This is a genomic window from Microbacterium sp. P5_E9, from assembly GCF_054049175.1.
This window is the reverse complement of sequence record NZ_JBFUMV010000020.1, coordinates 42128-64227: the sequence shown is the minus strand read 5'-3', so window position 1 is coordinate 64227 and position 22100 is coordinate 42128. Positions and strand designations below refer to the sequence as shown.

Below are 22100 nucleotides of genomic sequence, written 5' to 3'. Positions count from 1 at the left end.
GTCACGAGCAGATTCCTTCGGCTTCCATGCTGTCGTGCGATCCGACGGAGAGATCATGAGCGGCGAGCGCCTGATTGATGCGCAACTGGCGCGGGTCGCCGGTCACACGGATGCACGCCGCGGCGGCAACCACGTCGCTGTCGTCGAGTTCGGCACCGGCGAGGGCGTCTCAGATCACATCGGACGTCATGATCGGCAGTTGCTGGGTGGCGACCGCACTCATGGGCATCGCATACGTCGGTCTGGTCGCCGCGGGCTGGCCGGGACGGATCTGGGTGTGGCTAACCGCTGGCGCGATACTCAGCACCGCGGTGGCTCTTCTCCTCATCGTGATGAAGGGACTGCTCTGGAGCACGGCCAACGACAGCCGCGAACGGAGTCGTCCGCTCGTGCTCGCGCTATTCCGTGAGGCCAAGAACAGCGACAACGCATTCGAGGGGGTCGGCCCTACTCGCTGGCATGGCCGACCCATGTCGAAATCGTGTCAGCCAGCACAATCTTCGCTCGCTCAATCGCAGCCGATCAGGACCCAACATAGGGTTTTCCTCAGCCATCTGGGGTTTGCGGGCAGGTCTTTATCAATTCTTCGAACTGGTCGGTAGTAGGGATGACCGCCGCGTAGGGGCTCCACTCGTAGCCGGATTCCTTCCAGGCGGTGAACGAAGGCGCTGGCGGCGTGTCGATCCCGAAGTCTTGAATACATTGTCGTGAGGTGATGTAGAAGTCGTAGAGCTCGTGCCACTCAGCATCGGTTCGCTCAACCGGGAGGTTGCCGCCGATTTGTTCGACACAAGCAGTGGACGCCGCCTCGAACGCGGTGCGTTGCTCCTCGCTGTACGTGTAGTCGTAGACCTCGTTGCTTTGCAAGACGCCGTCCCAACCTGCGGTAGCCATGCAGTCATGCATGAGTTCCTGCACGTCCTCCTCCGACGAGAGAAAGCTGCTGGCCGTGGGAGTTGGGGATGCGCCAGGGCCTGAGCAGGCCGCGCAACCAACGATGATTGCCAAGCCGATCGGGACAAGCGCCCAGGAGGGTGCTTGCCGGACGTTTGTCCACGATCGCTTGCTCAAGCTGTCAGCCGCAGTCCGTCGTGACGTACTGCGCCCGATACCAAGAAACCTCTTCGTTTCATTATGATTCCCGTTTCGCTTGGCGATTCATTCACCGTCCGGGTCCGGCCTTGATGGACCGGTATACGACGGCTGGCATGACAACGAAGGTGGTGACCATGTGTGACCCCGAACGTAGCTCACACCCAACACTCCTGCACACGGCAAGCCGGAGAGTCGGGGTACGAACCATCGCCACGTTCCTCCGTCAGCAGAAGAATCCGGTGTAGCGACTTCGTTGTCGCGTGAGGACCGAGTCGTCACGATCCCGCAACGCTCGCCGGGTGAGAGCCCAGGGGATCGCTAACATCAGCTCCACTGGGGAAGGAAACGGATGCGGCGTGCCATAGCGGTCGTGCTGATGGCGTTGATGGTGGCCGTGGCGCCCTTCGCCGCCCACGCGGCAGCGGTGGGGGATGTGCCCGACGAGGTCACGACGCTGTTCGACTGTGATTCGGCCACCGACCTGGTTGACCTGGCGTGCGGTGATGGCGCGTTCGACGTTCCGCATACCGCGTACGTCTGGACCGACGCGTTCCGTGCAGGTCAGACGACTGACGAGGCGGTGAAAGAGCCGGTCGACTGGGTGGCAGCGCGGTACGACGGCGATGGTGCACTCGTCGGCACCGCCCGCGTGTCGGGCTACGACGGGGCCCCGCAGTTCGTTGGCTACGACGATGACGCCGCCCTCGCGCGCACGCTCGCGCACCTCGCGCCAGGCCAGCTCGTCGAGGACGCCCCAGCAGGCGCGTGGTACCTGCTCGCCGACGCGACAATCACCCCGCTCAATGATTGGGCCCGCCGAATCCTGCCCGCGACGCTGCCGGTCGCAGACGCGCAGGCGCTCATCGCCGCCGACCACGCGCAACGCATCGCCGATGCGTGCGGTGGGCGACCATTCTGCCTCGACGCGGCGACCTTCAGTCTGCTGACCATCGTGGCCGCGCTTGCTGGGGTTGGTGTCGTCCTGTGGTTCGCCGTCTGGCACGCGCGGCGTCCGCGTCGCCCACTCGGCGCCAATCGCGGTAGGTAGCGCACGAACGCGACCGCACAGAGCGGTCCGAACAAATCACCCCGCGCGATGCTAAGACCCATTTAGCCAATGCTTCTCGACGGCAGCAACCGCAAGCCAATCGCGCGGCGCACTTCAACCGGCAACACCTCGGCCCAGGGATCGACTGCTCGTCACCATCGTGTCTCGCTGAGGGACGCCCTACTGGATGGTTGGTCGTGCTACCAGATCGCGCGAAGTACGCGGGTGGCTTCGTCGAGGTCGACGCCTTGGCGATGGCTGGCGGCGGCGAGTTTCCGTGCGGCTTCTACGACGGAGCGGGCGGTGGGGGATGCCGTCGTTCCGACGCGTGTTCCGCTGCCGATGCGGGTCTCCAGAATTCCTTCAGTCTCCAGCGCTTTGTACGCTTTCGCGATCGTTCGTGGAGCGACATCCAAGTCCGTGGCGAGTTGCCTGACCGACGGGAGTCTTTCTCCGGCGGCCAGCTGCCCGGTGGTGATGAGCCCACGGATCTGGTCGCGAACCTGATCGGTCGGTGGTCCGCCGGACGCGGACAAGGTGATGATCATCCGACCTCCACGCGGCGTCGAGAGTTCGCCGGTGCCGGCACGGTGGAGAGCAGTGCGGAGAACCATAGGGCGAGTCCGATTACTCCGACGACCGCTCCGGCCCAGTAGAGGAGAGGGGTCAGCGCGGCGAAAGACGTGCCGACGTTGATCTCGCCTGCGGTGCTCGCACCGGTACCGACTCCGGCGCGGAGGGTGGATGTTCCGGCGAGTGAGCTGAGGACGGCAGAGAGGTGAAGCAGTACCGCTCCCGCGCCGACGCGAACGATGTTGAGGGAGCGTACGCGGCGGACGGCAACATCCGTATCGCGGTCAAGGGCGAGGGCGGGCCTTGAGATCAGTGCAAGATCGATGGTCATGATCCCGACCAGCGTCGCGAGCAGGATGAGGCACGGGACCGAGTAGTGCCAGCCATAGATCGTGGTGGACGCCGAGGCTGTGCCTGCCCTGACGACGTAGAGGGTGTACCTGCCCTGTTCATCGGGCGACGACAAGGAACCGGCGGCCAACGCGACCGTCACGGTGAGGAGCAGCGCGATCCCGAACGCGACAAACCACCAGGGCCGGGAGAAAGTCAGCACCGTCCGCCGCGAGAGCTCAGCACCCTCGCTCCGGCTCCCACTGCCCCGCACAGGAAATGCAAGAACGAGGAGGGCTATCCCTCCCGCGATCAGCGGAACCAGGTACCGCAGCGATATCGCAATGTCCGGGTCGTACGACATTGCGGGCGCCAACGAGGGAAGCGTCTGCAGCAGCCAATAGCCGATCATCACAACGAGTGCGGCACCGGTCGCCACCACGGTCAGAACTCGCGTCGATCCCGTCGGAACCCCAACGCGGCGCCCGGTGATGAACCACCCTGCAGCGGCGGCGGCGGCCGCCAGAACCAACGGCGCGAGCGCGATCAGATACAGAATTCCCATCGACGACTCCCTGACAACAAGTTGTATTACCGCGACGATACACAATGTGTCAGTGACATGACACAGTCAACGAAGGAACATCGCCCCGCCGCCAGGCAGACGCTGAAGCCGCGCGCTTGTGTTGCGCGGCCAGCGGCAGCCCCGTAGCATGCGCCCATGAAGTATCGTGCGTTGATTGCCGGGCTGCTGGTTGTCGTCCCACTCGGCCTCGCCAGTTGCGCCGCCTCGTCTGGCGTGCCTCCCGAGCTGTCATCTGAACGCACCGTGCAAGATGAGCTTCCCTCTAGGACCATCGGCTGGCCGAGCATCGACTTCGACTCCACGCGATTGGTTGGCTCTGACGGCGCCGGAACGACTTACTACATCGCGAACTCGACGGACGTCGGATCGATATGCGTAATCGCCTTCCCCGAAACCGACGACTCGTACGCGGGTTGTGGAGACACGAGCATGCGGCTGGTCGGCCCCGATGGAACCACCGTTCAAGTCGTGGACGGCTCAACCGCGATCGTGACTGATCGCTCCGAGTTAGTGGGCGAGTCGCTTCTCGTCACCGCAGCGGCATAACCATACGGAGACGACCCCATCCGCTTGCACGTCGTACGCTGTCGCGTTGAGGGACGCTGTCATTGCGAGCGACTCGACAGTTGCACCGCTACTCAGGGCCGCACCGCCACACGAGTACCTCGAAGCAGCCTGTTACCCAACTGTTGTCTCCGCGCGTAAGGAATCCCTGCGTCACGCAACATACGGAGTGAGATCGTCAGAGTCGGTCAATCGGAATCAGCAGAGCATAGGAAAAGCGAGTACCTCTTGAGAATCAACGCACCGAACTGCGTAGCGCAGTCAGCGAAGAGAGCGATTGTGGCGTTCGCCCTCACCGGAACCTGCGTCGCCGCGTTGTCGGCGTGCACAAGCGCGCCAGCGCTCCTGCCCTGCCCCGAGTCGCTCAGTGACGCCGTCATCAGCCAAAGCGACACATTCCACGTCGACAGCGAACTCAAAGCCGCAGACGTCCCCGCTTCGATCAAAGACCTCGGCGATGCGCCGCCACCGTCCTGCGCCTTCTTGGGCACCGCCTCAGGCGCGGATGATCCATCCCCGTACGCAGCCGTGTGGGTCACCGATCAGGCATCCGAGGCCGATTCGATCTCGGACCAGATCGCGTCAGCGACTGAAGCGACTGGCTTGCCGATTGTCGCTGAGGTAGCTGGGACAGACTCCGTAGTGAATTTCATGCAGGTCGCCGACGACGGGACAGTGACACGCGTCATCGTCCAGACGGTCTCTAACGGCTCCGCCCTCATCGGATTCGGCGCAGAGGAAGCAACACACCTCGTCCTGCTCACCAGCGCCACAACGCCCCCGAACTCTTGACCGCCCACCCCCCGGACAGACGGAAATGTCACGAACCAGTCGCCTCCCGTTCAGTGCGCCGCCGGTAGCGAGGATCCGTTTGTCGCATAGGTAGGGTGGCCGCATGTCAGACGAACGACAAAGTGCAATGGGGCGTCGCGAGATCATCGCGGCGTACATCGAGGTGCTGGGTCGACTCGCAGAACTGGTTGAGGTCTGCTCGGCTGTGCAGGGTGACGGTCAGGAGCTGCGGAGCGCGGTGCAGCGAACGTTTGGATTGAGTCCGATCGCGGCTGAATCGGTAATTGCAATGCAGGTCAGACGTTTCACGCCGCAAGAGCGGCAAAAGATCCGGGACGAGCTGGCAGACATCGACCAGTGGCTAGAGCGGAACACGGGCTCGTAGGCCCATCGGGACGGCGCGCAAGCCGACCGCCCCTTGCGACAACTCATCCCCCGGCGCGATCGCGCCTCCCGTCACCACTCCCGAGGCTAGGTTGGAACCGACCGGCGCCGGCGACCTGCCAGTACCAACAGCGCCCACACGTCTTGCAGATCAAGGTCTGCGCCGCTGACATGGGCACGCTGGCGCACCTCCCTCACAGGGAGAGAGGTGGCGTCGGATGTCGGTGTCGATGCGGGTGATGAGTGCGGGGGATGGCTACAAGTACCTCCTCCGCACCGTCGCTGCGGCCGATGGCGAGCGGCCCCTCTCCACGCCGTTGACCCGCTACTACGCCGAGGCCGGCACACCGCCCGGACGGTGGCTCGGAAGCGCGCTGCCAGCGCTTGCCGATGGGAGGATCGCGGCGGGGTCGCGCGTATCCGAGGCCCAACTCGAGTTGCTGCTGGGGATGGGCCGCGATCCCGGAACGGGCACGCCTCTCGGCCGCGCCTATCCCGAGTACGCGGCCTCCGAACCAAGCGCGGGTACCCCGTTCAGTCCGTCGAGCCACGCACCAGCAGCAACACCGCCTGTCCGCCGCCGCGCGGTGGCCGGCTACGACTTCACCTTCTCGCTGCCGAAGTCGGCATCCGTTCTCTGGGCGATCGCCGACGCCCAGACCCAAGCGAAGATCGCCGACGCACATCACACGGCGGTCGACGACGTGCTCTCCTTCATGGAGCGCGAACTTGCTGCCACGCGCGCTGGCGAAGCGGGGCGCGACGGTGCCGTTGCACAGGTCGAGGTGACCGGGTTGATCGCCGCAGCTTTCGATCATTTCGACTCACGCGCGAGTGATCCGCAGTTGCACACACACGTGGTTGTGAGTAACAAGGTGCGCACAGTGTTCGACGGCAAATGGCGCTCGCTCGATGGGCGACCGCTGCACGCGGCGACCGTTGCGCTGTCCGAGTTGCACAACGCCGTGTTCGCCGACCACCTGACACGTGCACTCGGCCTCGGGTGGGAGCGGCGCGATCGCGAAGCGGATCGCAACCCTGTCTGGGCGATCACCCATGTGCCAGAGCATCTCGTCGCCGAGTTCTCGTCGCGCTCACGGCACATCGACATCGAGAAGGACCGGCTCATCGACGAGTACTTAGCGGCGCGCGGCCGCGCTCCCTCGAGCGTGACGATCATCCGACTGCGCCAGCAAGCGACACTCGCGACCCGGCCGGAGAAGCAGCTCCGTTCGCTTGCCGACCTCACGCAGGAGTGGCGTACCCGTGCCGGTCGTCTGCTCGGCCGCGACGCGACGGCTTGGGCGCGTGACACCGTCCGCGAAGAGGATGCGCCGATGCTGTTGCGCGCGGAGGACGTCACGCGCAGCATCCTGGCCCAGGTCGCAACGCGCGTGGTCGAGGCAGCGAGCGAACGCCGCTCGACGTGGGGTCGCTGGAACCTGTACGCCGAAGCCGCGCGGCAGACGATGGGATGGCGCTTCGTCGCAACGGAAGATCGCGAGGCGATCGTCGGCATGATCACGGATGCCGCCGAGGAACGCTCAGTGCAACTCACGCCGCCCGAACTAGCGGTCTCGCCCGCCGAGTTCCGACGTGCAGATGGCACGAGCGTGTTCCGCCCGCGGAGCTCCGAACGATACTCGTCGATGGCTCTCTTGGATGCGGAGGAGCGACTGCTCGCCGCGTCTCATGCAACCGACGGGCCAGTCGTAAGCGCCGCAACCCTTGAGCACGCCGAGCGAGCACGCCGCAATCACGGGCTCGCCCTCGGGGAGGATCAGCGCACGGCTCTCCAGTCGATCGCAACTTCGGCGCGCTCTCTCGACGTGCTGATCGGGCCGGCCGGTGCCGGTAAGACGACGGCGATGCACGCGTTGAGACTCGCTTGGGAGCACGAGCATGGCCGTGGCTCGGTTATCGGGCTCGCACCCTCTGCTGCCGCCGCACGCGAATTGGCCGACGACCTCGGCATCGCAACCGAGAACACCGCGAAGTGGTTGCACGAGAGTCGCCACAGGCGCGCAACGGTTCGCGCGGGTCAGCTCGTCATCATCGACGAGGCATCCCTCGCCGGCACCTTCACTCTCGATCGCATCTGCACGCTCGCCGTGCGGGCGGGCGCGAAGGTCCTCATGGTCGGGGACTGGGCGCAGCTGCAGTCGGTCGACGCAGGGGGAGCATTCAGGATGCTGGTTGAAGCCCGTGCCGATGCACCCGAACTCGCTGACGTGCATCGCTTCCGGCACCCGTGGGAGAAGGAAGCATCCCTCGACCTCCGCAATGGGCGCCTGCAAGCACTGGATGCCTACGGCTCGCACGACAGGATCGTCGGCGGTGATGCCGACGCCATGTCGGACGCGGCGTACATTGCTTGGCTACACGACATCGTCTCGGGGACGTCGTCGGTACTCATCGCCGAGACGGGAGTGACCGTCGGTGCCCTCAACCGACGAGCGCGCGCCGAACTGATCCTGTCGGGTTCCGTGGAAGCGGGTGCCGAAGTGTCCTTGCGGGGCGAGGTCGCAGCATCCGTCGGTGACATTGTCATCACCCGGAAGAACGACCGTCGACTGCGGTCAGGACGCGACTGGGTGCGCAACGGCGCCAGGTGGAAGGTCGTCGCCACGCGTCGCGATGGCTCGCTGCGTGTGAGCAACAGCGACCGCACCGGAACTCGACCGATCTCCCTGCCACCGGAGTACGTGGCTGAGCACGTCGACCTCGGCTACGCGGTCACCGCCTACAGAGCACAGGGGATCACGACGGACACCGCCCATGCGGTAGTCGAACCCGGGACGACCCGCGAGAACCTATACGTCGCGATGACGCGGGGGAGAGCGTCCAACAAGGCGTACGTGGTCGTGGATCGTCCCGATGACAATCACTCCGCTGAGCACCCGGGCCACCGTCCCGATGCCTCTGCCCGCGACATCCTCGTCGGCGTCCTTGGCCATGTCGGCGCTGAGCTGTCTGCACACGAGACTCTCGTCGCCGAGCAGGAGAGTTGGGGATCGGTCGCGCAGCTCGCTGCTGAGTACGAGACGATCGCGTCGTCCGCGCAGCGACCGCGGTGGACGAGCCTTGTCCAGTCATGCGGACTGCCTGCTGCAATGGCCGAAGCCGCAGTCAGGTCGGACGCCTTCGGTGCTCTGGCGGCCGGCCTCCGTCGCGCCGAAGCGCTGGGTCACAACGTGGAGACGCTTCTCCCGCGCATCGCTGCGGCGCGTGGGTTCGAGGATGCTCAGGATGCCGCGGCCGTGCTCCACGAGCGTCTCGAGAGAGTGCTCGCTCAACCAGCGAGCGGCAGTTCGCGGGGGAGTGGCCGGCGGTTGATCGCGGGCCTGATCCCTCTGGCGATGGGTGAGATGGATGCGGATATGCGGCGCGCCCTCGAGGAGCGGGCGCACCTCATCGAGCAGCGGGCGTCGGCGCTGGTCGAGGCGGCATTGACGTCACGAGAGAACTGGATCGCGTCGCTCGGGCGGGTTCCTGTGGACGTGGCCAGCGCGGCTGCTTGGCGTCGACAGGCGCGCGTTGTCGCGGCCTACCGTGATCGGTACGGCGTTTTCGAGGATGACGCTCTCGGCTCTACCGCCATCTCGGGGACTCAGCGAATGGATGCTGCGGCGGCAGGCACGGCGCGCGATCGCGCTATCTGGCTCTCGCAGCCGAGCGCTCCTCCACAGCCACAGCGGACGCCTAGCCACTCGCGGCCCGTCCACAGCCTGTAGTCGACAGTTCTATACGCCCGCGGAGGCGCGGGCGTACCCTGAGCGCAGTAAGCAAACCCACGCCTGAAGGAGAGGCTTGGCCGATGTTCCAACTGCTGATCGTGTTCGTGAGTCGCATCTACGCGTTCTTCGAGCGGTGCATGCCGACGAACATCTTGCTCCGCGCAACGCATGCTCGCCGCGGACTCAAGTGGGGCCTGCCAGCGATGCTCCTTGCCGTCGTCTACATCGTGATCGCCGCCGCGCTCGCACAGTGGGTTGCGGGCGGCGCGCCGGGATGGATCAACCTGCTTGTACTGCTTTGCCTGTGGAATGCGCTCAAGTTCGTGGTCAATGGACCGGTCACGGCAGTGCGGCTGCTGCGGGTGCGGAGGGATGAGCAACGATATTGGGCGGCGAATGGCACGGCAGTGAGGGCGGAGACGCCCGGGAGTCTTGTGGCAGAGCCTGGCGATCGATGGTCGGCTGGCTAGGCATCATTTCAGGGCCATCATCGGACACGGCGTGGGCGGACCTGTGAGCAACCCACCCGAGTCAACTCATGGACGGGGCGCTCCGCGGCTGCCCTTCAACCCCAGGGTCGGGTACCGGGTAGGGGCGAGGCTGAGGCTTCACCCCCTTCGTGAGGGGAGTCGCGGGAGGGGTTAGGCGTGGACGGTGATCAGTTCGTCCCAGTGGGTGGTCGCTCGTTTGGTGAGCATCTGCCGCTTCATCTGCCACTTCGGTCCGGGCCGGAGCCCGGCGTAGCCGAGGCCGAGCGAGTCCCGGCCCGTCTTGCGTTGCACGCGGGCCATCAGCTCGGCGATGTGCTGCTCTTCATGGGGGTGCCGGAACAGCTCGAAGGTCTGGTGCTCGCCGGCTTTGCGGAGGTCGGTGAGGATGATGCCCGCCTTGGCGTAGCGGACCCCGTCGAAGAGTTGGGGGAGCAGCGAGTGCGCCGCTTTCGTGAGTTGCACTGGGTCTGCAGTAGGGGAGGGGAGACGTGCGATGGCCTGCGGGAAAAGTCGGGCTCCGGCGCCGGCCCGATCCGGATCGGTGTCGAACGAGGAGACCGACGCGTAGGCGGTGAGGATCTTCGCGACCTGCCCGTGTCGGACGAGTCTGGTCGCGGCGCGTTGGGCGTAGATAGAGAAGACCTGCCGCATCTCGGCGACGGTGGTGATCTTCTCCCCGAACGACCGGGACACGATCAGTTGCTCCTTCTTGCCGGTGTGGTCGGGTTCCGCGGCGATGCACGGAACACCGCGCACCTCGAGCGCGGTGCGCATGGTGACCACGGACGTGTTCTTCCGCACCAGCGTCGGCTCCGCGACGGCGAGGTCGGCGATGGTGCTGATTCCGATCGCGTTGAGCCGCTTTTCGAGCCGCCCCGCGATGCCCCAGATCTCCGACACCGGCAGCTGCCGCATCAGCTGTTCTCGGTCTGCGGGGTGGATGTCCGGCCATACGCACACACCCTCAAAGATGGGGACTTTCTTCGCCCATTTGTTGGCGAGTTTCGCGAGCGTCCGCGTGTTCGCGACGCCGACGCAGACGGGGACGCCGATGAGCCTGGCGAGGGTGTCTTTGATGTCCCGCGCCCACGCTTGCATCGCGCCGGGCTCTCGCACGATGTGCGGGGGGATGGTCAGGAATGCTTCGTCGATCGAGTAGATGTCCAGGTCCGCGGTGAACCGGGACAGGACTTGCATGACCCGCGCCGAGAGGCTGCCGTAGAGCTCGTAGTTGCTGCTGAGCGCGATCACGCCGAGGCGTTCTGCCCGCGCCCGCACTTTGAACCAGGGCTCGCCGATCTGGATGCCGAGCGCTTTCGCATCGCTGCTCGCGGCCACCACAGCTCCATCGTTGTTACTCAAGACGGCGACTGGGACGGTGGCCAGGTCGGGGCGGAAGACCCGTTCGAACGACGCGTAGGCGGAGTTCACATCGACGTGCGCGAGCATCAGCGCGGCTCACTGAGGTCAGTCACGGGTCACTGCCGTAGGTGGTGCAGGCAGTATGTTGCGACGCCCCAGACTTGCAGGTCGCTGAGTTCCGCGACTTCGATGTCGGGGTGCTCCGGGTTCTCGGCCTGCAGCACGACACCGGACCCGCTCAGCCGCAGCCGTTTCACGGTGAGCTCGCCGTCCAGGATGGCCACGATCACGTCGCCGTCTCGCGGGGTCTTCGACCGGTCCACGATCAGCTCGTCACCGTTGTCGATGCCCGCGCCGGTCATGGAATGACCGGAAACACGGACAATGAAGGTCGCCGCCTGGTCGTCGACGAGCATCTCGGTGAGATCGATGTCCCCGTCGTAGTAATCCTGCGCGGGACTCGGAAAGCCGGCGGCGACCGCGATCGGCGCGACGCGGATACCCCGGCGACCCGCGAACCGGCGTACTGCTGACGCGCCGGCCGGGCGGAGGAGGGTCGCATGCATCGGCTCTCCTCGAGGTAGAACATTCTGACGACATTCAGTATGCGCGGAGAACCCGACATTAGAAAGTTGACCCTGGCTCTGACTGCATCGTCCCCCGGTGCCGAGCGCCGGCCATGCCCTAGGTGGGCTGAGCGGCCGAGGGCCGCTCGTCTCGGCATTCCCTCCGGGCCCCGAGTAGCCTGCTCGCATGTCGATAGCCGGCTACACGCGTCCTCTCGTGATGGGCGAGGACCTGACTGCTGATGTGGCGCTGCTCCGTGGGGCCGGCGCGACGCGGATCGTGGAGGAGCCCGATACGCAGACTCGGGCTGGGCTGTCCGCGTGGCTCGAGGTCGCGGGCGACGGCGACTCGCTGGTCGTGGTGGATCTGGAGCGGCTCGGGCAGGTGTCTCGCTCGATCGGGAGCTTGCTCGAGATGCGGGCGCGCGGGGTGACGTTCCGGTGTCTGAGCGCGCCTGAGGTCGACTTGACCGACGAGTCCGTGGTCGCGGTGCTACGTGCTCTTGATGTCGTGCGGCGGCGGACGATTTCGGCGACGACGAAGGCTGGCCAGGTGGGTCGACCGGTGGGCCGGCCGGAGGTGCTCGACGCCGATGGTGTTGCGATGGCCGTGGAGCTGCGTCGGGTGGGCCGGTCGATGGCGCGTATCGGGCGGGTGCTCGGGGTGAGCACGTCGACCGTGCAACGGGTGCTCTCCCTTCACTCACCGAGGCCCTGACCTAGGACGGTTCAGTTGGGGGCGCGACGCCGCGTGGATCCTTCCTCCGGCCGAGAACGTCAGGCTACGCCGAGAACGCCGACATCAGCGCCTCGAGACGTACGCCTCGTGACGGCGCGCCTCTTCGAGGTGCCGCGAGTAGGAGAGCATCCCATGCGTGATCGCGAGTCGAATGACGAGATAGAGCAGCAGGAGGCCGATCGCGGCACTCAGCACCGAGATGCCAACGCTCAGCGCAATCATCCCGATCTGATCTCTCGTCATGCCGCTTACCCTAGTGGAGCGGAACGAACGGCTTACCCGCCTCGGATCGTGGGCCCGGTGAAGCGCGGCGGTACCGGCATCTTCACGACCGGGGCGAGCAGCTCCTCGCAGGACGGGCACGCCCATCCCCCGGGAACGTCGCGCATCACGATCCCGTCGCTCGTGCATCTTGGCTGCTCGCCCTCGAAGTCATCCACCTCGGCAGGCTACGACGAGTTGGTTGGGTGCTCGCCGAATTGTCCACAGGAGCGCCGGCGCTGAACCGGGCACCGGCTCCACCGTCACGCGGCGCGGGGTCGTCGTCGACCGGGAAAATCAGCGCATGTATGGGGAACGCTTGGTCCGCTGGGAGAAGTCCGTCGAGTGGTTGCTGATGGCCGCAGCGTTGGTCTTCCTCCTCGCCGACGCCGTCCAGATCATTAGCTTCACGGGACTTCGGCCGCGATCGCCGATGCGATTCTGTGGATCACAGGGCGGTGTTCGCCGTTGACTACCTTGTGCGGCTGACGATCCCTCAGCGTGCAGCTTCGTCTGGCGCGTGGCGCTCGGTCGCCCGGGCCTCGGTTCTCACCACCCCGGAGCGCAAGACTATCCCCCCCCGTCGTGGTCACCCACGCAGACAAGCCCGAGCTGCACGGGGACACGGTCGCGGGCTGGGAAGCCAAGTTGAACTCGGATCCAGACCAGGCCGGGGCCTCATGGCATGCGGTCTATGAAGTGCCGTCTCTCGCAAGCTCAGCTCTCGCGAATTATCTTGACCTGTTCTGGGGCTAGGTACCGAAAGCTCTGCGGTGGTTCTACACCGAGCAACTCACGCAAGGTGTTCAGCGCGACGGGCCGTACCCATGTCTGGGGATCCTCGACCTCAAGCACTGTGGATGCCGCCGCGCCATCCAGGTACTGGGCGAGAGCGTCTCTTTCAATGGCGATGCTCTCCCCATACATCTCCCAAACTGCGCCTGGGTCGACTCGGGTTGTCTGCTTGAGGCGCACGGTACCGATTACGGCCTTCTCGGGCGAACTTGAGTAGAGCACCACGACGGTCCCGCCAGGTACGTGCGGAAACTTCCGTCGCACCTCGACAGTCTTTCGGCCCTCGAGTATCGCCCGCGCGAATTTGGGTTTGACGGACAAGAACAGCGCCTTCATCGGTCCACCTCATAGTCAGGTTGCAGCCTCAGCAAGTCGTCGAACAGGCGCGGTGGGGCGGCGCGCATGGTGATCAGTGAGTCCGTGACGTTGTGTCGTTCCAGTAGCCGGTCGAGCGTCTTCCGACCGACAGGAATTTGCAGCGGCTGAGTGTCCTCGAATCGCAGGACTAGGACTTCCCCCTGATTGGCGCGGGCCTCGATCTCCTGCTTCCGAAATACGCCGAGTGACCGGTACTGCTCGACTGCATCATCGACGCCGAGGACCGAATAGTCCACGATTCGTGAGTGAGCGACTACGGCACGGACTGCCGTGCGCTCGGGAGCGTTGCTGTCTTTCGAGACATACCAAAGAACCCGGGCCGGCACAGTCCAGCGTTTGATCTTCGGGCTCGCGAAGTAAACGAACTCACGCGCCAGTCCGAGAGCTTGTTTCTCTCGGGTTCGGAGCAGCGTGTTGTTGAAGCCGATCAACTCGCGTGCGAACTGCGGTTGGATTGGGACTATCCACACTGGGACATCGCGGTCGAGGAGCACCTGTGGCCAATTCCTACGTTCATAGTTGGCAACCTCATCCGCTGTCGCGTAGGCAGCAACGGAGCTCGATTCCGGGTGCCGCGAAATAGGAGCGGCGAGCGGTGTTTCGGTGAAGCCGTCCGCCTCTAGCGCCGCCTGAAGTACTTGATCCACGAAGGCTTCAGCGACAATGATCGAATTTGCAGCTCGCGCGAGTGCAAGTGAGCGTAGGTAGCGCACCAGTTGAAAGGCGATGGTTGCTCCCAGACGTCCGCGCCCAATCCGTATGGTGTGGACTGTCACTTCGCCGCCAGCAACTTCGGTGCCTAGGAGAGCCCATCGGCGCCCGCGCTCGTCGACCAACAGCTCGAGTCTGGCGGTCGCCGGCCTCGCCAGGATGGCCTGAAGTTGCTTTCGGAATGTGCTGCGCTTTTCTCCCCTCAACGTGTCGAGGAAGGTGTCCTCGAGGTCCTGATCGCTCGCTACAAGGTGGACCCAGCGTAGGCCCACCGACTCGAGTTGATCGGAGCGGAACTCGGTGAGGGGCGTCGGTGGGATAAGCCTCTGCAGCAACTCGACTGGACGCACGACCTCGAGTCCGTAGTCTTTCTGAATCCAGTCGTGCGTGGCGTCGAGCAGGTTCTGGTCGCGTGTCACGAAGTAGTCGGCACCAGCGAGAATCGCGTCAGCCAGATGTTTGGCGTCGTTGCGCAGGCTGATGTCTCGCGTCACTATGGCTTGCGGCATTCGGGCAACGATCGCATTCGCAGTGGCCCTCATCGCTTCGTCCCGCCTGACCGGCACAAATCTGGTCAGGCTTGCCTGCACCTGATGGCGTTCCGCGGCAGGCTGAAATGAATTGATGTCCACCTCAACCTCAGGCGAAACGGACAAGTCCAGAAGGTCGACAACCCAGTCCTCAGCGAGCCCCAACGACTCTTGGCGATCCGGCCGATTAACCGCCTCGGATGTGAAGAGATCGATCACGACATTCGAATCCAGGACTGCGAGCGGTCGCGAGGACGCGTACAACGCGTTCTCGAGCAGATCGAATTGCCCGATCCTTCGCGTCCATATCGTCAGGGTGGACCCTTTGGCCGCGCGCCCGGGCCGTTCCGTGGAAGGGGTCATGTCCAGCGAGCGCCAGAATCCATCGATCCCGTAGTCCGAACGACAGTGTGCAGTGATCATCGATCGATCAGGATTGGATGCGACCGCGAACTCCACCATCGCCTTCGCGAGGCCGGTACCCCTTGCGGCGGTGCTGGAGCAGACATGCACCAGCTTTAGTGTCTGCTGACGAGGCGTGCTGTAGAGCAGGTAGCCCTCGACAATGCCGTCGACCTCACCGATCAGTAATCGCTCACGCCTACCCGCTTCCTCAAACGCCGCGAAAGGCAAGTGGCCTAGCGTCGCTCGATTCTTTCGATGCAACCCGATTACGCGGTCGAACTCGGCGGCCGCCGCCGCGCTGGTCGGAAGCCAGGGGCGCACACTAACTACCACCGCAGCGCGTGGGCGGTCAGAGCCATCGGCGCGACTCATTGGTCGATCTCGCGGCAGAGCACGGCCGTCGGAGCAGCTAGCAATTGCTTCGCCTCTGAATCCACGTTGGCTGAACAGCGTACTTCGATGCTTGGGTCATGTCGGTTCGCTCCTTCACGCCCGGGCGCTCCTCTGTGCAATCCACGGTAGTGGCCACGTGTGACGCCCCTGGTACGCGCGCGGGAGTTGGGCTTGAGCCCGCCCGCAAGCCTGATGGCCGGGCATGCTGCATTCCGAGCGTCAGCTCTGCTGGCCCCGCCACAGGGCAAACGGCTCGGTGAATCAGGCGTACCGCCGGACGGCTTCGCGTATGGCGTCGGCGTGCTGGTAGATCTGGTCGAGCGAGTCGAGTGCGTGGCGGATCTCGTTCTTGTCGTCGTCGAGCAGCCCCAGGTACTTCTGTTTGCCGTTGAAGTGCAGCCGTGCGACCGGCTTGCGGTTGTTGTCGTCGAGAAGGACGGCGAAGTAGCTCTTGGCGTCGCGCTGGGTGATCCGCTGCGGCTTGACCTCGCCGCAGGCGATCGCCTTGACGATCTGGTAACCCTCGAGTTCCTCGAGGGTGGTCTCGATCTCGGTGTCCCGATCCAGATCCTCGGCAACGACGGGCTCGCTTGCGATGCCGGCGTCATCGGCGACCAGTGTCGTCACGCCGAGGGCGGTCTTCAGCCGGTCGTTCACGCTTTCCGTCAGGAATTGCCTCGAGGCTTTGCCGACGAGGGTGGTGAACTGCTCACGAACCTTCTGCGTGAAGGACCCCTCATACACCCGACCGGTGAAGAACTTGATCCACTCGTCTGACGGCTCACGGAACTGCGCCGCGATCTCGCGCTTGAGCGCACCGACGTACTTCAATTCCTCGGCAGCGCTGATGATGGAGTCCAGATCGAAGCTGTCCTTGCTGAGTTTCTGGATCTCCGGGATCAGCGTCTCATCGATGTCGAGCAGGTCGAGAACCAGGAACGGCTTCGAGTCCATCCGGTTCGGCGCGTCCAGATCCGTGTAGAACTGCCACACAACACCGTTGGTCAGCACCGCGAGGCGGGCATTAGTAACCGAAAAGTAGCGGAACAGCTGAGACGCGTGCTCGATCTTCAGCTGACCGAGGGACGCCTTGCACTCGATGAGGATCTGGACCTCACCCTCTCGGACGATCGCATAGTCGACCTTCTCGCCCTTCTTGGTGCCCACATCCGCCGTGAACTCGGGTACGACCTCCAGCGGGTCGAACACGTCGTAACCGAGAATCGTCGAGATGAACGGCATGACGAACGCGTTCTTGGTCGCCTCCTCCGTGCCGATCGCCTTCGCCTGATTTCTCACCTTCGTCGCCAGTGACGCGAGACGGTCTGCAAACTCCATCGTTTTCCCCAAATACTCAATCGAAAGTGCCGAATGTTCCCGAGCGTATCCTGTTGCCTTCACGCGACTCCGCTCCGCCGCGGGCATCAGCTGCCGTGGTGGTCTCGAGGGCACTCGGTAGGGCGTCGCCTGGAGCGCGTTATCCGACCGCCGCTAGCGAGATCCCTGCCGCCCGACTGCGTCGGGAGCTATCTCCCAGCCCAGCGCGGCTCCAGTCGTCCCTAACGCGTGATTGATTCCGACGCGAGAAATCATCAGCCACAGGCGCTCGATGCTGTCTGCCGTGTGTCCCTGAACCGCAGCGTAGAACGAATCCCAAGCATCATTGTCCGACACCCGTTCCATGGCGACGCGCTGTAGTTCGATGATTTCCGGATCGCCGAGCGCTGCTTGCTCGGCGTCGTCCCACATCCTGGCCGGGTCCATTTCCGGTTGTGGGCTGTCGGCGAGCATGTCGAGGTTGTAGAACCGTCCGGACCTGCCGTAGCGGTCCAACGCGCGAAGTAGCGGGCGCAATGTGGGGTCGATGTCGACACCGGAGACGAGGCCCTTCACGTAGTCGGTACTGTTCGCGGTGCGGCTTTGAATCTCGCTCATCACCCGGTCGAAGAGTTCCACTATGCCGTGACCGTAGCTGATCATCGTGGCCTTCGACGGCCATACTTGCGCCTCGTCAAGGGAGATAACGCCGACCGTCAATTTGAGTAGCTTTTCAACGCCGATCGACAGCATCGTCATGATTGGGTCGCGCGTGGTCTCCAGGAAGCGGGCACCACGCAGAACCCGCACGCCGTATCCCAGGAGGTTTCGAGTCGAGGTCATCTCGCCTATGAGCGCGAAGGCCTTTCGCTGATCGAGATGTTCGATTGTCATGAGAAACGCCGGGCGGGACGTGGGGTATCGGGGGCCGAGGCGAGAGTCGCACGTGAAATCACGTGTCGACGCTATCGGCGACTCGAGACATCCAACGCCGTCTCCCCCACCCGGCCGCCCCGAAGCCGGTCTGCCATCGTGCGCGACGTTAAGGCGCGCGTCCGGTATGAGAACCGTCGATAGAGTGCGCCTATGACGCCGCGCGCGCAGTTGAAGCTCTTCATCGTGTGCGTAACGCTGATCGTCCTCGGAGCGCTCGTGGCGGTCGGGGTCGCGGTGAAATCGCAGTGGTCGACGTTCATTCCGGACCTGATTATCGGTGTCGTCGGTGCGGCTGTGATCGGCCTTGTGCTATTTGGACTGCAACAGTCGACCGACCGTCGCCGGGCGCACGGCGCCGACCTCACCGCCGCTTACAACAGGCTGCTCGACGCGCTCACACCACTTCGCACGCTCGACGTCGGAACGGGTGACGCGTCTCTGGTCAGCGAAATGCGGACAAGAATGCTGCAGCTTTACGAGACGGTTGACGAAGCCGGCGACCAAGCAACGTTCGGCGAGTGGATCAATGCCGAGGGTCAACTTTGCCTGTTCCAGGCCGTGAGGTCGCTCGAGGCACTCCGAGGAGTATCGGACAGGTCCGATGCCGAGGCTGTGCTTGCCGCGTCGGCCCCATTCCATCAATGGGTCGCTGAGTTTACCCATAACCTTCGTTTCTGGCGCACAGGGAGCCTGGACAGGCGGACGATGCAAACTCAAGCAGAAGCGATCGAGTCGAAGCTGCGAAGCAAGGGGGCGTGGCAGGACGGAGCGATGCCGTGGAGAGGCGACCAAACATGAACACCTCAGCGCGTATGCCGGTCGCCCACCGTTCAGGCCTTCGATCCTGGGCGGTGTCGGCACATCTCGGCGGCGCTCACGCTCGGATAGCCGGCCCGTTTATCAGCACGATCGGTGTGCCTTTAGCGCGCGCCATTGCGGCAGCTCGGCCGAGACGTTGATGGCGTCGGGGAGCAACCCGTTCGTGCACGAAGATGCGGCCGGTCGTCATCATCAACCCATCTCAATCACCCGTGAACTACCGCTGCTGACCGGGTACAATCGGGTCAAGCGAACCGTCCGGTTCCCTGTCAACACTAGGGAATCCTGGCGTTTACGAGACGTTCGGGGGAGACCGGAAACGGTCTGATTCCTCCAGGGGGTCGCAGGTTCAAATCCTGTCATCCCGACCAACCGGGGGTCGTAAAAGTCCCGGGAAATACGTCGAAGGCCCGTTCTCCTCTCGCCAGGAGGACGGGCCTTCGTCTTGCCGACTGGGGGCGGCGCGCATAGTCGGACACGGGGGCCCGGGTCCCGCTAGGGTGCAGATAATTCGTGTGCGTCACCACTGGGTGCCTGGGGGCTTCAATGGCTGCAACCAAACTGCTCGTTTTCGTGCTCGGCTTGGGCCGACGTCGTGATGACGAGTTGATGCAAAGGCTGACGTCGGAGTTCGGCGCGGAGTGGCGAATCGAGATCGTGCCGAACGAGCTGAGACTCTTCAGCCACAACAAGCTCGACGATGCCGTCAACGACCTGGTCGCGAGCATTGCCGAATTCGCCGGCGACTCCACCGGCGAGCGGGCGGACACCACCGACATCGTGCTCTGTGGACACAGCTTGGGTGGGCTCCTGGTGCGCGCAGCCTTTGTAGACGCGATGGCCGACCCCGCCGCGTTCAACGATGGGGAGAAGAACTGGGCGCGCAAGGTGCGGCGGGTCGTGCTCCTCGGATCGCCGAATGCGGGCTTCGACCCGACGCACCTGCCTTGGCTGTGGCAGGTGGTGTACTGGGTCTTCTGCCAGCCGCGGACCAAGCTCCTCGTCGAGCAGATCCGTGCCGGCGGCTACTGGATCACCAATCTGCGCCTCGGATGGGTGGAAACAGTACGAGATCGGCAGGACGTGCACGTCGTTCAAGTGCTGGCGAGCGATGACGAGCTCGTTCACGAGAGGGACGTCGAGGACAGTCGCTACCTGGGGCCGACGTCGACCCTCTGGATGTCCCGTACCGATCACAGCGGCATGGTCGACCTCACGCACAGTGACACGGCCGAGAGCCGTTGGGAGGTGCTGCGGAACGCCATCGCGGGCAGGGACCTTCCCCGCGTCGCGCCGCTGCCGGTGTCGCACGATCCGGTGGTGTTCATCGTCCACGGCATCCGCGCATCGGCCCATGAGCAGTGGGTCAGTCGCGCGACCACGGCGATCCAGGCCCGCGGTGGCGGCGACGTGCACATCCAGGCGACGAACTACGGCTTCTTCAGTGCAATCCAGTTCGCATTGCCCTTCACTCGGCGTGGGAATGTCAAGCGGTTCCTCAGGGACTACGGTCGATGGTTCACGACGCATGACGCCGACAACTTCCACTTCCTCGGACACAGCAACGGCACCTACATGCTCGGCAAGGCGCTGCAGGAGGTGAGAACGATGCGCTTCACCCGCGTGCTCCTCGCGGGGTCGGTCCTTCCCCCGGACTACGACTGGTCGGCGCGCGTCGACGCCGGACAGGTGCTCCAGGTGCGGAACGACCGGGCATCGCATGACTTTCCGGTCGGCATCCTCTGCTCCTTGCTGAACGGCCTGAATCAGGATGTCGGTCGCGGTGGGTACACCGGATTCGTGGGGCTGCCCGTGGCGGTCAGCCAGCCGGCCGCCACGTTCCCGAAGGGTCATGGCAGTGCTCTGGAGGATCACACCGCTGCGAATTATCCGCCGCGCATGCCGGAGGTCGCAGAGTTCCTCCTCGAAGGAACCCTTCCCCCGGATCCCCTGAATACTCAGAAGCTGGACGCGTTCATGCGTTTGAGCAATGCGGTCGGCGTCACGCTGTTCGGTGCGATCGTCCTGCTCGCTATCCCCACCCTGATCATCGGGGCCCTGGTCGGGTGGGCGCATCTCACTGTGCTGGCGGCCATCGCCATCACCGCGGCGATACTCGCGGTCGTCTACGTCGTGATGCGATCCGTCTGACCGACGCTCCCTCGACTCCTTCCGGAGCGCCCGCTCAGCGACTAGGGGCCCGTCGGCGCAGGCCCCACGGGTCACCGCGCTCCGCTGGGGAGGGGTGGGTGAGCTGCTCCCCGTGGATAGCATCGGACGCATGCGACAGACCAACTGGGCGGTGCTCGGGCCAGGTGCGATCAGCAGGGACTTCGTGATTGGGCTGCGGAGCTCCCACCACGGCGTGCTGCACGGCGTGGGGAGTTCGTCGGCGGAGCGCGCTGCGGCCTTCGCCGCTGAACACGGAGCCGAAGCATCCGGGACCTACGACGAGATCCTCGCGCGCGACGATGTCGACGCCGTCTACATCGGCACCGTGCACACCACGCATGCCGACCTCGCGATCCGGGCGCTCGAGGCGGGCAAGGCCGTCCTGTGCGAGAAGCCCGCGAGCACGACGGCAGACGAAGTCGACCGCATCCTCAGTGTGGCGACGCGGACCGGACGACCGTTCGTCGAGGCGTTCAAGAACCGCTTCGGTCCGTACGCCGAGGCCCTGCGCGCGATCCTCGCGAGCGGTGAGATCGGTGCGCCGCGGCGCGTGGAGGCGGCGTTCGGCTTCGCGAACGGCACTCGTCGAGGTCGACTCTTCGACCCTGCGCTCGCGGGAGGCGCCATCCTCGACGTCGGATGCTACCCGGTGTCGCTGGCGGTCGAGATTGCGAGGGTGGGCAGGATGCCGGGCGCCGGCGCACCCCTCGCATCCGAGGTCGCACTGCTCGAGGCGACCGCCGACATCGTCGAAGGGGTCGACGGGCACTCCCGGGCCGAGTTCGAGATCGCGGGAGTGGTCGCCGTGGTCGAGACGTCGATCGTGCGGGACCTGCCCCGCTCGGCGGTCATCCACTGTGAGCGGGGCACGCTCGAGCTCCCGGATGCCTGGGGAGGTCGTGCCGAGAGTGCGACGTCGATGATCGTCCGTCGCGACGGCTCGGATCGCGTCGTCACGGTGCCGTCGATCCAGCCGATGGCGGCCGAGGCCGACGCGGTGTCGCTCGCCCTGGCGGACGGGCGTGTGGAGGCGCCGGAGGTGCCGTGGGATGACTCGCGTGCGATCGCGCAGGCGCTCACACTGTGGCGCGGCGCGGTGATGGCCTGATCGCGTCG

22 protein-coding genes are annotated in these 22100 nt (G+C 64.8%); 10 read left to right on the top strand and 12 right to left on the bottom strand.

Annotated elements, in window-relative coordinates; translation table 11 throughout:
* Nucleotide 1: 1 nt before the first annotated feature.
* Together ACXJ3V_RS18305 and ACXJ3V_RS18300 are read right to left on the bottom strand one after the other, a co-directional pair.
* Entirely contained in the window at nt 2-133 is a 132-nt protein-coding gene (locus ACXJ3V_RS18305) for a hypothetical protein (protein ID WP_457101779.1), read from the bottom strand.
* A 413-nt stretch (nt 134-546) separates the two neighbouring features.
* A complete protein-coding gene (locus tag ACXJ3V_RS18300) occupies nt 547-918 on the bottom strand; it encodes a hypothetical protein (protein WP_457101778.1) in 372 nt (123 codons plus the stop codon).
* Between the two features lie 526 nt (nt 919-1444).
* Between ACXJ3V_RS18300 and ACXJ3V_RS18295 the strand changes: the two genes are divergently transcribed.
* Complete coding sequence (locus ACXJ3V_RS18295; protein WP_457101777.1) at nt 1445-2143, top strand: hypothetical protein; 699 nt, start codon at nt 1445-1447, stop codon at nt 2141-2143.
* 200 nt (nt 2144-2343) lie between these two features.
* Here the strand turns inward: ACXJ3V_RS18295 and ACXJ3V_RS18290 are convergent, their stop codons facing one another.
* Both ACXJ3V_RS18290 and ACXJ3V_RS18285 read right to left on the bottom strand, forming a co-directional pair.
* Nucleotides 2344-2691: a GntR family transcriptional regulator gene (locus ACXJ3V_RS18290; RefSeq protein WP_457101776.1), complete on the bottom strand. Its 348-nt coding sequence runs from the start codon at nt 2689-2691 to the stop codon at nt 2344-2346.
* Nucleotides 2688-3611, bottom strand: a complete 924-nt coding sequence (locus ACXJ3V_RS18285; RefSeq protein WP_457101775.1) for a hypothetical protein — start codon at nt 3609-3611, stop codon at nt 2688-2690. The genes ACXJ3V_RS18290 and ACXJ3V_RS18285 overlap by 4 nt, the downstream gene beginning before the upstream one ends.
* Nucleotides 3612-3767: 156 nt before the next feature.
* Between ACXJ3V_RS18285 and ACXJ3V_RS18280 the strand changes: the two genes are divergently transcribed.
* The 5 genes from ACXJ3V_RS18280 to ACXJ3V_RS18260 all read left to right on the top strand — a co-directional run bounded on the left by ACXJ3V_RS18280 (nt 3768) and on the right by ACXJ3V_RS18260 (nt 9579).
* Nucleotides 3768-4178: a hypothetical protein gene (locus tag ACXJ3V_RS18280; protein ID WP_457101774.1), complete on the top strand. Its 411-nt coding sequence runs from the start codon at nt 3768-3770 to the stop codon at nt 4176-4178.
* A gap of 297 nt (nt 4179-4475) precedes the next feature.
* A complete protein-coding gene (locus ACXJ3V_RS18275; protein WP_457101773.1) occupies nt 4476-4988 on the top strand; it encodes a hypothetical protein in 513 nt (170 codons plus the stop codon).
* A gap of 103 nt (nt 4989-5091) precedes the next feature.
* Nucleotides 5092-5373, top strand: coding sequence for a hypothetical protein (locus ACXJ3V_RS18270; protein ID WP_457101772.1), 282 nt, complete (start codon nt 5092-5094; stop codon nt 5371-5373).
* 217 nt (nt 5374-5590) lie between these two features.
* A complete protein-coding gene (gene mobF, locus ACXJ3V_RS18265; protein ID WP_457101771.1) occupies nt 5591-9106 on the top strand; it encodes a MobF family relaxase in 3516 nt (1171 codons plus the stop codon).
* A gap of 83 nt (nt 9107-9189) precedes the next feature.
* Nucleotides 9190-9579, top strand: coding sequence for a sulfate permease (locus ACXJ3V_RS18260; protein WP_457101770.1), 390 nt, complete (start codon nt 9190-9192; stop codon nt 9577-9579).
* A 171-nt stretch (nt 9580-9750) separates the two neighbouring features.
* Here the strand turns inward: ACXJ3V_RS18260 and ACXJ3V_RS18255 are convergent, their stop codons facing one another.
* Nucleotides 9751-11049 carry a Y-family DNA polymerase gene (locus ACXJ3V_RS18255; RefSeq protein ID WP_457101769.1) on the bottom strand — a complete coding sequence of 433 codons (1299 nt, stop codon included), beginning with the start codon at nt 11047-11049 and terminating at the stop codon, nt 9751-9753.
* A 29-nt stretch (nt 11050-11078) separates the two neighbouring features.
* Entirely contained in the window at nt 11079-11528 is a 450-nt protein-coding gene (locus tag ACXJ3V_RS18250; RefSeq protein ID WP_457101768.1) for a LexA family protein, read from the bottom strand.
* Between the two features lie 187 nt (nt 11529-11715).
* On the opposite strand from ACXJ3V_RS18250, the gene ACXJ3V_RS18245 reads away from it, so the two are divergent.
* Complete coding sequence (locus ACXJ3V_RS18245) at nt 11716-12246, top strand: recombinase family protein (protein WP_457101767.1); 531 nt, start codon at nt 11716-11718, stop codon at nt 12244-12246.
* A gap of 84 nt (nt 12247-12330) precedes the next feature.
* Here ACXJ3V_RS18245 and ACXJ3V_RS18240 read toward each other — a convergent pair whose 3' ends face one another.
* From ACXJ3V_RS18240 to ACXJ3V_RS18215, 6 genes are all read right to left on the bottom strand, one after another.
* Nucleotides 12331-12510: a hypothetical protein gene (locus ACXJ3V_RS18240; RefSeq protein WP_457101766.1), complete on the bottom strand. Its 180-nt coding sequence runs from the start codon at nt 12508-12510 to the stop codon at nt 12331-12333.
* A gap of 32 nt (nt 12511-12542) precedes the next feature.
* Nucleotides 12543-12707, bottom strand: a complete 165-nt coding sequence (locus tag ACXJ3V_RS18235) for a hypothetical protein (RefSeq protein ID WP_457101765.1) — start codon at nt 12705-12707, stop codon at nt 12543-12545.
* 538 nt (nt 12708-13245) lie between these two features.
* On the bottom strand, nt 13246-13659 hold the full coding sequence (locus tag ACXJ3V_RS18230) for an ASCH domain-containing protein (protein ID WP_457101764.1): 414 nt from the start codon (nt 13657-13659) through the stop codon (nt 13246-13248).
* A complete protein-coding gene (locus ACXJ3V_RS18225) occupies nt 13656-15575 on the bottom strand; it encodes a hypothetical protein (RefSeq protein WP_457101763.1) in 1920 nt (639 codons plus the stop codon). The genes ACXJ3V_RS18230 and ACXJ3V_RS18225 overlap by 4 nt, the downstream gene beginning before the upstream one ends.
* 426 nt (nt 15576-16001) lie before the next feature.
* A complete protein-coding gene (locus ACXJ3V_RS18220) occupies nt 16002-17078 on the bottom strand; it encodes a type I restriction endonuclease (protein WP_457101762.1) in 1077 nt (358 codons plus the stop codon).
* Nucleotides 17079-17231: 153 nt separating this feature from the next.
* Nucleotides 17232-17951, bottom strand: a complete 720-nt coding sequence (locus tag ACXJ3V_RS18215) for a hypothetical protein (RefSeq protein WP_457101761.1) — start codon at nt 17949-17951, stop codon at nt 17232-17234.
* Nucleotides 17952-18143: 192 nt separating this feature from the next.
* Between ACXJ3V_RS18215 and ACXJ3V_RS18210 the strand changes: the two genes are divergently transcribed.
* The 3 genes from ACXJ3V_RS18210 to ACXJ3V_RS18200 all read left to right on the top strand — a co-directional run bounded on the left by ACXJ3V_RS18210 (nt 18144) and on the right by ACXJ3V_RS18200 (nt 22092).
* On the top strand, nt 18144-18791 hold the full coding sequence (locus tag ACXJ3V_RS18210; protein ID WP_457101760.1) for a hypothetical protein: 648 nt from the start codon (nt 18144-18146) through the stop codon (nt 18789-18791).
* A gap of 567 nt (nt 18792-19358) precedes the next feature.
* On the top strand, nt 19359-20963 hold the full coding sequence (locus ACXJ3V_RS18205; RefSeq protein WP_457101759.1) for a hypothetical protein: 1605 nt from the start codon (nt 19359-19361) through the stop codon (nt 20961-20963).
* Nucleotides 20964-21093: 130 nt separating this feature from the next.
* Entirely contained in the window at nt 21094-22092 is a 999-nt protein-coding gene (locus ACXJ3V_RS18200) for a Gfo/Idh/MocA family protein (RefSeq protein ID WP_457101758.1), read from the top strand.
* Nucleotides 22093-22100: the final 8 nt, after the last annotated feature.

Coding starts and splice junctions, on each gene's coding strand:
- ACXJ3V_RS18290 (WP_457101776.1), bottom strand. CDS start 2,691: ATGATCATCACCTTGTCCGCGTCCGGCGGACCACCGACCGATCAGGTT.
- ACXJ3V_RS18210 (WP_457101760.1), top strand. CDS start 18,144: ATGACGCCGCGCGCGCAGTTGAAGCTCTTCATCGTGTGCGTAACGCTG.
- ACXJ3V_RS18230 (WP_457101764.1), bottom strand. CDS start 13,659: ATGAAGGCGCTGTTCTTGTCCGTCAAACCCAAATTCGCGCGGGCGATA.
- ACXJ3V_RS18220 (WP_457101762.1), bottom strand. CDS start 17,078: ATGGAGTTTGCAGACCGTCTCGCGTCACTGGCGACGAAGGTGAGAAAT.
- ACXJ3V_RS18200 (WP_457101758.1), top strand. CDS start 21,094: ATGCGACAGACCAACTGGGCGGTGCTCGGGCCAGGTGCGATCAGCAGG.
- ACXJ3V_RS18215 (WP_457101761.1), bottom strand. CDS start 17,951: ATGACAATCGAACATCTCGATCAGCGAAAGGCCTTCGCGCTCATAGGC.
- ACXJ3V_RS18270 (WP_457101772.1), top strand. CDS start 5,092: ATGTCAGACGAACGACAAAGTGCAATGGGGCGTCGCGAGATCATCGCG.
- ACXJ3V_RS18245 (WP_457101767.1), top strand. CDS start 11,716: ATGTCGATAGCCGGCTACACGCGTCCTCTCGTGATGGGCGAGGACCTG.
- ACXJ3V_RS18295 (WP_457101777.1), top strand. CDS start 1,445: ATGCGGCGTGCCATAGCGGTCGTGCTGATGGCGTTGATGGTGGCCGTG.
- ACXJ3V_RS18250 (WP_457101768.1), bottom strand. CDS start 11,528: ATGCATGCGACCCTCCTCCGCCCGGCCGGCGCGTCAGCAGTACGCCGG.
- ACXJ3V_RS18240 (WP_457101766.1), bottom strand. CDS start 12,510: ATGACGAGAGATCAGATCGGGATGATTGCGCTGAGCGTTGGCATCTCG.
- ACXJ3V_RS18285 (WP_457101775.1), bottom strand. CDS start 3,611: ATGGGAATTCTGTATCTGATCGCGCTCGCGCCGTTGGTTCTGGCGGCC.
- ACXJ3V_RS18260 (WP_457101770.1), top strand. CDS start 9,190: ATGTTCCAACTGCTGATCGTGTTCGTGAGTCGCATCTACGCGTTCTTC.
- ACXJ3V_RS18205 (WP_457101759.1), top strand. CDS start 19,359: ATGGCTGCAACCAAACTGCTCGTTTTCGTGCTCGGCTTGGGCCGACGT.
- mobF (WP_457101771.1), top strand. CDS start 5,591: ATGTCGGTGTCGATGCGGGTGATGAGTGCGGGGGATGGCTACAAGTAC.
- ACXJ3V_RS18255 (WP_457101769.1), bottom strand. CDS start 11,049: ATGCTCGCGCACGTCGATGTGAACTCCGCCTACGCGTCGTTCGAACGG.
- ACXJ3V_RS18280 (WP_457101774.1), top strand. CDS start 3,768: ATGAAGTATCGTGCGTTGATTGCCGGGCTGCTGGTTGTCGTCCCACTC.